General features: G+C 58.4%; 7 protein-coding genes. 4 read left to right on the top strand and 3 right to left on the bottom strand.

Translation table 11 applies throughout. The features are described from left to right. Positions 1 to 174: 174 nt before the first annotated feature. Both AKN84_RS14075 and AKN84_RS14065 read left to right on the top strand, forming a co-directional pair. Positions 175 to 972, top strand: a complete 798-nt coding sequence (locus tag AKN84_RS14075; RefSeq protein ID WP_050421367.1) for a glycoside hydrolase family 12 protein — start codon at positions 175 to 177, stop codon at positions 970 to 972. 1,547 nt (positions 973 to 2,519) lie between these two features. After that, positions 2,520 to 4,340 carry an NEL-type E3 ubiquitin ligase domain-containing protein gene (locus AKN84_RS14065; protein ID WP_050421299.1) on the top strand — a complete coding sequence of 607 codons (1,821 nt, stop codon included), beginning with the start codon at positions 2,520 to 2,522 and terminating at the stop codon, positions 4,338 to 4,340. Between the two features lie 131 nt (positions 4,341 to 4,471). On the opposite strand, the gene AKN84_RS14060 is transcribed toward AKN84_RS14065, so the two are convergent. The 3 genes from AKN84_RS14060 to AKN84_RS14050 all read right to left on the bottom strand — a co-directional run bounded on the left by AKN84_RS14060 (position 4,472) and on the right by AKN84_RS14050 (position 9,354). Then, positions 4,472 to 5,458, bottom strand: a complete 987-nt coding sequence (locus tag AKN84_RS14060; protein WP_050421298.1) for a pectinesterase family protein — start codon at positions 5,456 to 5,458, stop codon at positions 4,472 to 4,474. A 224-nt stretch (positions 5,459 to 5,682) separates the two neighbouring features. Further along, on the bottom strand, positions 5,683 to 6,981 hold the full coding sequence (locus AKN84_RS14055; RefSeq protein WP_050421297.1) for a glycoside hydrolase family 28 protein: 1,299 nt from the start codon (positions 6,979 to 6,981) through the stop codon (positions 5,683 to 5,685). 540 nt (positions 6,982 to 7,521) lie between these two features. Next, positions 7,522 to 9,354, bottom strand: coding sequence for a hypothetical protein (locus AKN84_RS14050; protein ID WP_128970778.1), 1,833 nt, complete (start codon positions 9,352 to 9,354; stop codon positions 7,522 to 7,524). A gap of 952 nt (positions 9,355 to 10,306) precedes the next feature. On the opposite strand from AKN84_RS14050, the gene AKN84_RS45235 reads away from it, so the two are divergent. Together AKN84_RS45235 and AKN84_RS14040 are read left to right on the top strand one after the other, a co-directional pair. Beyond that, a complete protein-coding gene (locus AKN84_RS45235; RefSeq protein WP_128970777.1) occupies positions 10,307 to 10,513 on the top strand; it encodes a hypothetical protein in 207 nt (68 codons plus the stop codon). A gap of 345 nt (positions 10,514 to 10,858) precedes the next feature. Continuing rightward, complete coding sequence (locus AKN84_RS14040; protein ID WP_050421295.1) at positions 10,859 to 12,268, top strand: MATE family efflux transporter; 1,410 nt, start codon at positions 10,859 to 10,861, stop codon at positions 12,266 to 12,268. Positions 12,269 to 12,478: the final 210 nt, after the last annotated feature.

The following is a 12,478-nucleotide window of genomic DNA, read 5'->3' as shown; positions in this document are numbered from 1 at the left end:
ATTCAAAACCTCAGTGCCGCGCTTCTCGTCAGCTTCTCGAAAGCTAACCTTCCTACATTCGAACGTGGTCTGCAGACGCAAATGCTGGCCATAACTGAGCTTGGTCGCGAACCTAGGTAGGCGATGAGCCGATCGGCAAGAGGCTTTGTCGCTTACAAGAGCAAGGAGAGCCCCATGGATTCCAATCGGATAAACGGTGCCTTCTCGCACGGGTCCCAAAATTGGGACGTCAGCACACAGGAAAATCATGAATTATTTAGCCAGACTGTGAATCAAGTCAGGTCATCGTCCGCCGCGCCTGTATCGGCAAAGACTCCGATTTGGAGTTCGAATGCTCCGTACGGGAACTTCTCACGCAATGGATATTCCTGGAACAACGACGTATGGGGGGATGGCGCTGGGCCACAGACGATTTCAGTGCATGAAGCCAACCGGTGGAGCGTGTGGTCGAACCAGCCTAATTCGAAAGGCATCAAGAGCTATCCGCACGAGTCGTTCAATATCGGGAAACCGCTCAGTTCAATCAACACTCTAAGCTCAAGCTTCAACCAGGTTGTTCCTGCTGGTGGCGCTTGGGACGTCGCCTACGATATCTGGGACAGCTCAAAACAGCAGGAGATTATGCTCTGGACAAACTACACCGGAAACCCAGACGGCAGCGGCAACGTAAAGCCGATTTCATATCACTATGACTCTTCCGGGGCGGCGATCCCGGTTTACCGCAATATCAATGCAGGCGGGGCGACTTGGAACGTGTTTGAAGGCTTCAATGGTCACAAAGTCATCTCACTCCTGTGCACTTCGAAGACCAACAGCGGGACAGTGGACATCAAGAGTATCCTGCAGTGGATCAAGTCGACGGGCTATTTCGGCGACATAAACGTCGGTAGCGTGCAATACGGCGTCGAGATCACCTCCTCTCCCGGGGGGATGAATTTCAATTTCAACAACTGGACCGTGACCTCGAAATGAATATCCGCCTCCTGGGACGCGAGATCTGAAGGGCACCAGCCGCTAACGGCTCGAACGCCATTTTGTGGAACATAAGCCTGCGCGGATGCTCTGCCTCATGGTCGACAGCGTATCCGAGCGCTTCGAGCCGAATTTCTAGTTCCGCTCGGAATAAGCTGCTCCGGCTTTCACACTGAAGAGCGAGAGGGCCGCCGGCACCGGTAGGCACTCCATCACGGCCTCCGACATCGGCAGGATAGGGCCCTCTCACCTTTAAGACGCCTTTCTTCACGGCCGCTGAGTTTGAGGCCATCGGCTACGCGATGGTCATTGGCCAGCGTCCGCGTTGGGTTGCCAGCAAGGCGCAATCAGACGTTATTCCGCCATTTCGCGGATGACAACGCGCACATGGTTGTCGAAAGCATCCGGATGGGCGCAGAATTCTACGCATGGGGTGAGGGCCGCATTCGGAACTTGATGCTTGCCCAAAATCTACCCTCACGCCCTTCGTCAGCGACGCCCTGAATCGCTCGAGCGGAACCGACGATGAGCAGACACTGAAAATGGCGCGCCCGCATCATCTGACAGTGTATCTCTACGCGAAGAGAATGGGACTGCTGTGGCCCTCAAGCAGCGTACTGGGAAATTGACCTCATTTTCTGTTTATTGTTAGTTCAATCTGCACCCGGGGGTGGTTAAGCAATCAAAGATTCGGCAGACCCAAGCCATCGCCGGGCTAGCGCTGCAAATATCTGAGTCATTCACGACCTGCTCATTGATGTCCGCCGGTCCGGCGGCCTCAGCGACGAAAGTCGGCACCGCCGCTGCGAGCACGACGGCAGTCACAAACACCAATTTTTTCATTCGATCATGGTTCCCTTAGGTGGCCCCCCGACCTGTCCCACCTAACAGAACCAATGCGAAATGCAAATCTCACGCTACGTCAGGATTGCGGATCGATAACTGTCAGCGCGAGACATCCGATCGCTCATTGGGCTCTGCCTCCGATCGCTTTTCGGCCATGACGATTGGCCGAAACTCTAGCGCGGCAAATCGATCGATACTGCTGCGAGTTTTGCGGCCATTTCGTTGACCAGATAAGTCCGGCAGGACCGTTTACGGGCAACGTTCTGCCGTTAGCAGGCTTACCTGTCGATTAGCTGACGGGTATCGCTGCAACCCTCAGGGTCGCTCGTTTGCCACGGGGTGAGCAAAGCAATCCAGCTTACGTGTGAACCGCTCAAGCTTCGCAATGACCAGTTCGGCAGCACAGCCTAGGCATCTGAGAATGTCGGCGTGAACTCGGCCCTTCGGATCGCCCGCCGCCCTTCATTTCTCGCTACTCGACCGAAAAGGCTCTGCTGGTCGTCGTTGCGCTCTATAGCGAAGCCGCTACCGCCTTGCTTATCCGCCACCGTTCCAATCGTTGTAGCGACGATGGTGCCGACAGCTGCGTTGCCATCGTTATCACCGTCGACAGGCTCTGTCAGCTTATCGAAAGCTAAATGCCTTAGGCTCTAAAATGCGTAGTCGTGGACTGAGTCTGCTCAGTCCTTAGGGGGAGTAGGATGGATCCTTTTGAGGCAGGACAGATTCAACGCCACGGCGGCATGCCTTCCGCATCTTCCGAACAAGAGGGCCGGCAAAACGAGGCCGCGGCGCAGTGGCAGGGAATAGCGGCGGGCTATGCAGCTGCAGATTCAGATCATGCGGAGGCTAACGAGGATCAGGCGCTTGAGAATTGGGCTGCTGAACCGGAGGTGGGCCCGCTTGAGGATCGCGAAGAAGCGGTCAGGCGAGTGAATGCTCGGGGTGAGGCCCCCACACTGGATCTCGAATCGCTTTTCCTGACTGGTTTGCCCAGGCTTCCGGATGATATCGTCGTGCTCGATATTCCCTTCAACCGGCTTACGAGTCTGCCCGATAACCTCCCTGCTTCGCTCCGACGTCTAAACGTCAGTGCCAATCAACTGACCAGCCTGCCTGCGCTTCCAACCGAGCTCAGAGGCCTCAACGCGAGCTCCAACCGGCTGACGAGCTTGCCTGAGGTCCTACCGGCTGCGCTGGAGTTTTTCGACCTCAGCCACAATCAATTGTTAGATTTGCCCGAGGTCCTCCCTGCTTCGCTCCGGTTTCTCTACGCCAGCCACAATCAGTTGACGAATCTGCCGGAGGTCCTTCCAGCCACGCTCGAGTATCTCGACGTCAGCGGAAACCAACTCACGCGTTTGCCGGAGGTCCTCCCTGCTTCACTGGAGTTTCTCGATGCCAGCCAAAACCAGTTGACGAGTTTGCCCGAGGACCTGCTGACGCAGATTGGCGCTGATGGCGGGATAATTCTGACTGAAAATCCCTTGCCCGAGCAGGTGCTCGCGAATCTGGATACAGTCCTTAGCGCCAACGGCTATGTCGGTCCGACCGTCTACCTTTCGCGCGATGACGAGAGTGAGTCGTCCGGGACGGACGATGAGCGGGCCGATGCTCTCATCGAAAAGGTAGCAGACTGGCTCCGCGGCAATCCACAGGAGGCTGATCGAGAGGTGCTGGCAACTTGGCAGAGCCTGGCTGAAGAGCCGGGCGCCCGGGAATACGCGCTCTTCCTTGGCAAACTGTCCGACTCCGTGAACTCTGGTAATGAAGAATTCCGCCAGTCGGTCGCCAATGATCTGAGGCAGGCGGCGAAAGACCCGCAATTGTGCAAGCGCTACTTTCAACTGGCCCTGGACGCCAACCAGAGCTGCGAGGATCGCAGAACTTTGACTTGGAACGGCATGCAGACCGCACGCCTCATCGCAGACGTCGAGAATGGCGCCTATAACAACAAGGCCCGGCTTCCCGATCTCATTGATCTGGGGCGGGTCATGTTCCGCCTGGACGCGCTGGAGAAAATTGCGCGCGAGAAGGTTCGCTCGCTAAGTTCGGGCAACAACGTCGAAGGCATCGACGCCATTGAGGTCTTTCTTGCTTATCAAAATAAACTCCGCGAGCGGCTGGGATTGCAACACGTCGCGCCGGACATGCGCTTCTTTGAAGTCTCCGGCGTCACCGACGCTGACGTTGATAGCGCAGAGACATCCGTGCGGGACAAGGAGGCGGCGGAATTCGCCGACTATTTGGCGGTGGACTGGCAACCTTGGGACGACGTTGTGCGTCACATCGTACCCAAAGACCATGCCACGGCGCACGACGAGCTCATTGCTGCAATGGGGACGGAGTTCGCCAGCCGGCTGCAGCAACAGCTCACCGACAAAGGTTTGATCGGGGTCGGATCTGACCTTGTCGAGGACGCGAAGCGAGAGTTGGGTGCCGCGGTTCGCAAGGAAATTGCCCGCGAGATCAAGGGCGCCCTGAGAGACAAGGTGCTCAACGACCACGGCCTGAAGCTGTGAAGCGGGCTTTGGCTGCAGGAGGCTTAATTCCTGCCTGATGGCGTCGGTCATCGGCCGAGAGCCTTGCGCGGCAAGCGTAGAACCAGACGGCGGAGCGCCGATCCAGATTTCGGCGTTGCTCGACTCCTGTTTCATTCCGACGGCTCGCTCGGCAGCCAATTTGTGGCACCCCCGAAGAACACCTTCAATGACCATCTCACAGCTTCGCGATCCGTCAGTTGATGGGAGTGAGGCTCGCGGCCAGAGGGATTGGCCCCGATTCCTGAGGATTTGTATTCAGCATAATAGCTCGTCCTCAACGCGTTGGTCTTGCCCGGATCCCATTCACGCCAGCCTTCCGCGATGATGGGTACATCTATCTTCGTCGACAGGAAAACCACAGTGGCATACGGACGCCAAGGCCGGCCAAGCGCAACGTAGCGCGCAGCGGGCTCGGCAGTCAGCCTACAATGATCGAAGACGTAAGCACTGTCCTCCTCCGGCGTCTCTTTGCTCTGGGCAGTATACACGACGGCCTGATTGGCGATGCCATGCAACTCACAGTTCCGGAAGTAGGCCTTGGCGTTGCCGAATATGAAATCGACATGCCCCTCGATGTAGCACTCCGAGAAGTATTGTCGTGACATTCGGCCGTTCGGCTCCTTGCCGGCAAACAGCGTGTCCTGGGCGCCGAGCAGGCGGACGCGCGTAATGACGTCCCTGTCTCCCGTAACGGACAGCGCTACTCCTTGCGATGGGGGATTGGTTGGATTGAGCGCGTAGTCGTTCTGGATGGTCAGATTTTCGATCCGGACGTCATCGCCAGCGGCATTCAGTGTAGCCGAACGCGCGGTTCCTCCCGCATTGATTGCGCCGTCGCCATACACAATGACCGTATCCTCCGGTTTGCCGCCAGTCCCTACGATATGAATACCGGATTTGGAGGTTTTGACCTTCTCGCGATAGGTCCCCGGCGCGATCCGAATTTCCCCGCCTTGCGCCGGCAACGCGTCGACGGCTTCCTGCACGGAGCGATAGTCCGCGTTTGCGGCATGCGACACCGATATTGCCTCGGCGTATGCTGCCGGGATGCAGAAACATCCAGCCAGAAGCGCGGCGGACGTCAGGAACATTCGCATTTGATCTTCCCCTTGGTGGCGTTTGCGGCGCGTCCGATGCGGTCGATGTAACGCGCCGCCGCGCCCTTCCTCGCCGAACCAGAACCTGAGCGTAGCTCTCGCGATGTCAGCCCTTGCAAACCAATCGCGCAACGGGCGCGGGCCATCAGGCTCACCTTCCGCAATCTCGCCAGTTCAAGCCTATCGATGCGGGCTCTCCCCTGCCGACGCCGGAGTCGTAGCGCCTAGCGGTTAGTGTCTCGGAATGCCCTAGAACAAGTGTCCGATCCGCGCGACAACGTCTCTGCAGCTTGCCCCGGCAGCGGCGGCGACACGTCAGAGTGATCGGCGGTCACCTTTGCATGTTCGAGCTGCCAGATCGCGGAACTGGCAAATCGGACATCCTCGAGTTTCACGTCAAGGACATGCCGCTCGTCTACGCCGCGCATCACCAGTGCGCCATCGTCGCCCCGCACATGGCGCAGAACAATCTGCCGATAGACCGGAATCCTCGAGCCCTGCGCGCGCGGATCGTATTTCGCATCGAACGCCAGCGGCCAGCGGTTGCCCCTCAGGCACACGTTTTCATAAGTCACGCGCTCGACCAGGCCACCTCGACTGACATCGCTCTTGATGCGCAGACCAGACGTCGTTCCATCCAGCGTCAGATTACGCACCAGTATGTCGCTGGCCCCGGAATTCACCTCGCTGCCGATCGACATGCCGTGCCCCCAGCCGAAATAGTTATCAATGATGGAGATATGGCTGCTTGAGCCATTATCGCCGGCCTTGATAGCGACGTTGTCGTCTCCCGTTCGGATGAAGCTGCGGGTGATGGTCACATCCTGGCTCGCGCCAGGGTCGATACCGTCGGTATTGCGGGCGTCCGCTGGGGCATCGATCGTGAGGCCCCAAAAAGTGGCACCTTCGACCCGGTTCATCGCGATATGAAAATTGGGTGCATTGCGCAAGTTGACACCCGTGAACGTGATGTCTTGCGCATGATCGATCTGGATCAAGCGCGGGGCGTTTTGGTTGCCGCCCTCGACTTGGGCGCGGCGGGCCAGTTGCCACCAGCTTTCGGCGCTCCCGACCATGGCTGCACCGCCCTGACCATCGATGATGCCGTCCCCGTAGATACCGCCGCCACGGGTTTTGGAAAAGCTGATGAACGGCCGGCAACCATCGCCCTTGCCGGAGATGCGACCACACTGTCCGCGGCCCTTATCGTAAGCAGCTGGTTGGGGGATGGCGATGAGCGTGGCGCCTCGTCCAATCCATAACGTCACGCCCGATTTCATTTCGAGCGGACCCGACCGGAACTCGCCCCGCCCTAAATATACGGCGGCCCCCGACGGACATTGGTCGATGGCATCTTGCAAGGTGGCCGTATCTTGCTTGCCGGACGGCACGGGCCTGTCGCACACTGTCTGTGGTGCAATAGGTTCGGTAACGATGCGACGATCTTGCGCGTTGGCGGCCGGACAGAGAATGATGCAGGCAATGATGGATAACAGACTGCATGCTCGAAAAGGCTGTGTCATCGACCTCGTCTCTTTGCCGCGTGGATCGATGCGGCCTAACTGTCTTGCGCACGCGAACCGATCCGCCGCGGCTCGCCTCACTCGCCGCGCAAGATGACATTTATAAGACGCAGAGGCTGCATAGAGTTTTACGCGCGCGCAGCAGCATTGCTGCAAGGGGCGATGAACGGCCCTGCAAGGGGCACGCGATCTCGCCGATCAGCTCATAGCTGAGAGAGGCTTGCGCGCGGGTCACACCTGCGGCTTAGGTAGGAAGACTTACAAAATCAGCCTGCAATCCGCCATCGACGTCTTCAGTCATGAACTGAGAGCTGATCACGTGCCGACAGGGAACATACTCTGCGCTACAAATGCATCTTCAACTAAAGCTCCAGGAGTACTGTGCGCAAAAAGCAATCCAGTTGAGCCATGGCGATCGAAGCAAAGCGGGCTGAAAGCCAAGGTGATACGCTCGATAACGGCTAGACGTGCCGTGGGTCGCCGCAAATTAAATCGGCCGCCAGAGCAAACTCAGGGCTCTGCGGCGATCCCTCGTTTGGTCTAATAGTCGCTTGGCAAGCGGCGAGGCGGTTGATGCATGGCTGGGGATGCCGGCTCATCGTCAAGCAATCGCCGAAGCTCTCCTGGTGGTATCTGCTCTTCGTTGAATATGAACCTATCTGGATCCGCCGGGACCGGCAAATTGCCGACTGAGCGATTTATACCAATCGACGCGGGGTCATCATCCAGCAGCCCGCGGAGCTCGCCTGGTGAGAACGGCATGTATTCGAAGTCGATACTGTCGGAGCCGGCGACAAGGTTCGGCGACCGGCCGGTGAACTGGTCTGCTCTGCTGGCTGCGGGCGCATCATCGAGCAGTCGACCAAGTTCGTCCGGAGAACGCGGCAGGGAAGGGAAATTGAAGACATCTGGATCGATCGGGACTGCGAATTGATCCGGTACAGACGGCATCGGGTCATCGCCCAGCAGACGCCAGAGCTCGCCAGGAGAAAGCGGCGGTCGAGCGATGACAGAAGCTTCTGTATCGACGGCGCCTGCTCGCTCGTCGGCGAGTTGATTTGGCTGTGGCGGCATGGGTTCACCATCTAACAGTCGCGACAGCTCTCCCGGTGAAAGCGGAAGGGGCGCGAAAATAAACGCCGCCGGATCTATTGGGCCTGCGGCGTCGTCGGCGAACGGATCCGGATCGAACTGAACCGGCTCATCCAGTTGCGAGCGCTCCGCCGGAACCAACTGCGGGAGGCTCGGGGTGAACCGCCCTGCGTCAACGGTGATCGGCGAGTGCGGGAATTGAGCATTCGGCACGCGTCTTCGCTTTGCCAGCCGCGCGGTGGGATCCTCTGGATCGGATGTCAATTCTTCGCCCCGGACGGGAAGCGGCAGCGAGGTCGATTCATCGTCGGGTCCGCCCGCAATATGCTCGCGCAGCTCCTGCTCCATCCTCAGAAGTTCGGGAGCCTCGGCTACGAGGGACCACTCGTCGACATCATTATCCAGCAGCTGATAAAGTTTCTCGGGGATGACATCGGAGCTTGACGAGCCGGCGGCGGCCATGCTTTCGGCCCGCTCAACGCCGTCCAATGCGGAAGACCCGCCCTTGAGAGCTTCTCCCCCTCCTCGATGCTCGCGGAGCGCACAGAGCGAACCGGTCATTCTCTTCCAGTTCTTCGGAAAGACTTGTTCAATAAATTTGGGCAAGGCAGCATCGCTCGTTCCAGCAATGGTCTCGCCGCGGGCCCCCAGACTGTTCGACAGTTTGCGAAGCGTCGTGCGATGGTGCTGGACGGTAGGCGGCGCCCAATGCTTTGTATTGACACCTTCTTCTATAATGCTTTCGATAAGCGGAGCATCAGCCTCGGTTGGGGCAACAGGTCTACGCCCGGCGGTCGCCGAAGACGCGCGACGTATGCGCCCAGCAGGCGCGCCACGTTTACGCTTTCCAACCCCGCCACGCTGCTCCTGGAGAGCCTGCACTGCAATACCTACATGCTTGTTCTTCTTGAACACCCTCTCAGAAAGCTCACTCAACGTCTTGTTATCACTTCCTTCGAGCGATTGGCCCCTCTCGCCCAGGTAAGCTGCCACCTTGAAGAGCATCTGAGTATACTTCTCAGTCGACGCGTGTGACAGCTTTCGGCGCTTGCTGACGCCCTCCATCATGGCCCGAATGTAATCGCGATCCGTACCAGACACATTGGCCGGCGGTTTGCGGCCGGGATGCCGCTGAAGGCGGCCGCTATCGGCCATCCGCGCTGCATCTAGCTGTTGCTCAAACGCGTCTTGTTCGGCGCGAGCTTGCTGCTCTTCCAGATCGGCGTTCTGCACCGGTGCTGAAACTGCAGAACCAGACGCGTCGAAATCATGCGAGTCCACGCACAAACCTCACCTCGAAGCCTATCCACGTTAGTTCGTATTCGTACAAGCTTTCGAGAAGCTGACGAAATCGCTGTCCGCATATGGCTTTCGACGTTCCTCGAACCATCTTTTTAGCATCCGCGAGCTCAGGTTGATTGCCATTATCAGCCCCTGCTCGAGGCCCCTGAGGAACATAGTCAAGCAACTCTCATCAACATCCAGGGGGAGCCAAATGAGGCTGGTCAGCTTCCCCGATCACGCGGGCGTGACGTGCCTTGATCTTGGCGAGCGATCACGGCCGATTAAGCACTCTGGCTTAGCTCTCTGACAAAGAGATTGAACACCTCCGCGTGAGCGCCCTATCCGGAAACATGGTGTCCCGTCGGAACCGCGGACGATACGTCCTCTGTCAGCGTGACCAATCAAAAGCGCGTCCGCCGGCCAAAGCACCGCGAACAACAAAAAACGAAGCCGATAGAAGAGCCGCATCTTGACATCCATTCGGCAGTCGGTTCGCAACACGATAGATATTGAAGGCTTTGAGCCTCCGGGTTCACGAACGTCCGTTGCATTTAGCGGTCCCAGGATTGACTCGTGAACGTGGCAGCCAGCGGGTCGACAGGATCATTGACGCTCTAAGATTTGCGCGGCCGCGCCTTACGCGCCGCAGTGTCTGCCGCAGATTTCTGCTGGCGTTCATCGGTTGGCGCCGACACTGATAGACAGTCAAGCCTCCGCTCAAGCTCCGCCAATTCTGCCGTACATTCGGCTATGACCGATTGGGCACGAAGCAACTTGATCCTGAGCTCGTCCCGTTGCCTGAATAATTGCTCAGGATCCCAATCATCCTGCATCAGCTCAATCATCTGCCAGCGCAAGCCCCGATGCGTCGTTGTCGCTCAGCTTCAAGTGAACGGCTGCTCGCCCGAGATGACCGATAGAAGAGCTCAAGCCGTGCTCATTGGAGGGATTGGATGGTGACCGTTCGAAACGCGACCTGAAGGTAACAAACGTCGCCATGCAGGAGCGCGCGCTGTGGAGCGCACCTGCAGAGACTTCTGACATTGGCCGAATCCGGAAAGCTTCATCTGAAAACCCGAATGTGTTGCTCGAGAAACATCATGGCCGCATCATCTTCTCGCATCTTTCAAGCAACCAACATGCCAAATCCGCTTGAAAGTTTTCTATTGGGGAATGATGCGCCTCTCGCGGCATTCACTCGCTGCAAACGTTCTGTCGTTGCGGTTGAGACAAGCGGCGTCTGAAGCGAGACAGCCGACGTCGCAAGCACAACGCTCATAACAGCGACTGCTTTCCTTGCCGGCCAAAACGCTCTCACCATTTTTGAGCGGGGCGTCATCGATTGAGAATATGCTATCAGCAATGAGAGTGCCGATGACGCGACCGTGATCGCGCGAATTTCGCATCAGCGGGTCAATTGGCTGAAGTGCGCAATCCGGAGCGGCGGCATTCGATGAGAAAGACTGGGGACGCCACGCACCGATCATCCTGGCCTCACCGATTGGCCAAATGGGGGGCTTGCCACCACCTCAGTGGCGAACTCGCCGCAACAGCGACACTCGCGACCCCGATCGCACTCACGCAGCTCGCACAGATCGCGATGATGGCGACGGATCTGGCCTGGATCGGCCACATCGGCACCGAGGCCCTCGCGGCCGCCGCGCTCGCCGGTATGATCTTATCGGTTGGCCTGACCTTCGCAGCCGGCGTGATCTCGGCAGTAGGGCCGCTCGCGGCGCAAGCACGTGGCGGCGCAAACCCAGCCCTGGTACGGAGCTCGCTGCGCATGGGGCTATGGATTGCACTCGTTCTATGGGCGCCGATCATGATTTTGCCGGTGCGAGGCGAACAAATCGTGCTTGCGCTTGGCCACGAGCCAGCTATCGCGCGCTTAGCTCAGCAATATCTGCTTGGGCTCACCTGGGGTATCTTGCCGGCGCTGTGGTTTTTGGCGATCCGCAGTTTCATGGCAGCGGTCGATCGCCCGGCGCCGGCCTTGTGGATCACGCTCGCGGCCATTCCGACCAACGCACTGCTGGCCTATCTGTTGATCACCGGCAAATTCGGCTTGCCGCAGCTTGACTTGTTCGGAGCCGGCCTTGCGACGAGCCTGGTGAACAGTGGGACCTTTCTGGCCGGTATTTGGTTCGTTACATGCTGTCGTCCTTTTCGCGACTACCAGGTGCTCCGATATCTTTGGCGGTTCGATTGGCCATTGATGCGGGAGTTCCTCGTGGTCGGCACGCCGATTTCGGTCGCGATTTTCATGGAATCGGGTCTTTTCTCTGCGACGGCGCTCCTGATGGGTGCGATCGGCACTACAGCGGTTGCCGCCCATCAGATCGCATTCCAAGTTGCAGCCGCCCTGTTCATGATCCCGTTTTGCATCGGAATGGCGGTGAGCGTGCGCATCGGACACGCACTCGGCCGCAACGATGTATCAGGTATCAGACAGGCTGGTTTTGCCGCCATGCTGCTTGGAGTCCTGATCGCGGCGATCGCTACGATTGCGGTGGTCGGCACGCGCTTTGAAGTCGCCGAGCTGTTCGTCGACCAGTCGGCCAGCAATGCGGACGCCACGATCAAGCTGACTGCAGCTCTCATCCTTGTCGGAGCGAGCTTCTTCATTACTGATGCACTTCAGAGCATTGCAGCCGGTGGCCTGCGCGGCTTAGGGGACACGCGCGTGCCGCTGTTTTTCGCAGGCATCGCTTACTGGCTGATCGGTCTTTCCGTCAGCTACGTGCTCGGCTTGAAAACTGGCCTCGGTGCCATTGGTATCTGGATCGGCTTGTCCGTCGGCAAAGCCGTTTACGCAGCCCTCCTCGTGATACGTTTGCGTCTTTTGGCGAACAGACCTCCCGTAGCAGCCATGAGCCAGGCTTCAGCTCGAGCGGTGGGCCAACCATGAGCCGAAGCTCCAGCGCAACCAGAAAATGCGCGTTAAGAACAGGCTCTGCAATCTGGGGAGCGCCATGGGGCGGTTCCTCATTCTCATCGGATACGGGCAGCTGACTCTTACCCTGCCCTGTGGTCAAGTTGGCTTAAGGGATCAGAGCCCGGCAAACCTTGCTCCTGAACGTAGAGGAGCCCGAGCTGGATACGGGGGCCCTCGAGGCCC

The sequence above is a fragment of the Bradyrhizobium tropiciagri genome (assembly GCF_001189845.1).
Lineage (GTDB): Bacteria > Pseudomonadota > Alphaproteobacteria > Rhizobiales > Xanthobacteraceae > Bradyrhizobium > Bradyrhizobium tropiciagri.
Note: the sequence above shows the minus strand (reverse complement) of the source record. Positions and strands in the feature narration are given on the sequence as shown.

What these genes read in the sequence shown, in the direction of transcription:
- AKN84_RS14055 (WP_050421297.1), bottom strand. Translation starts at nt 6,981, where the DNA reads ATGACACAGCCTTTTCGAGCATGCAGTCTGTTATCCATCATTGCCTGC.
- AKN84_RS14065 (WP_050421299.1), top strand. Translation starts at nt 2,520, where the DNA reads ATGGATCCTTTTGAGGCAGGACAGATTCAACGCCACGGCGGCATGCCT.
- AKN84_RS14075 (WP_050421367.1), top strand. Translation starts at nt 175, where the DNA reads ATGGATTCCAATCGGATAAACGGTGCCTTCTCGCACGGGTCCCAAAAT.
- AKN84_RS14060 (WP_050421298.1), bottom strand. Translation starts at nt 5,458, where the DNA reads ATGCGAATGTTCCTGACGTCCGCCGCGCTTCTGGCTGGATGTTTCTGC.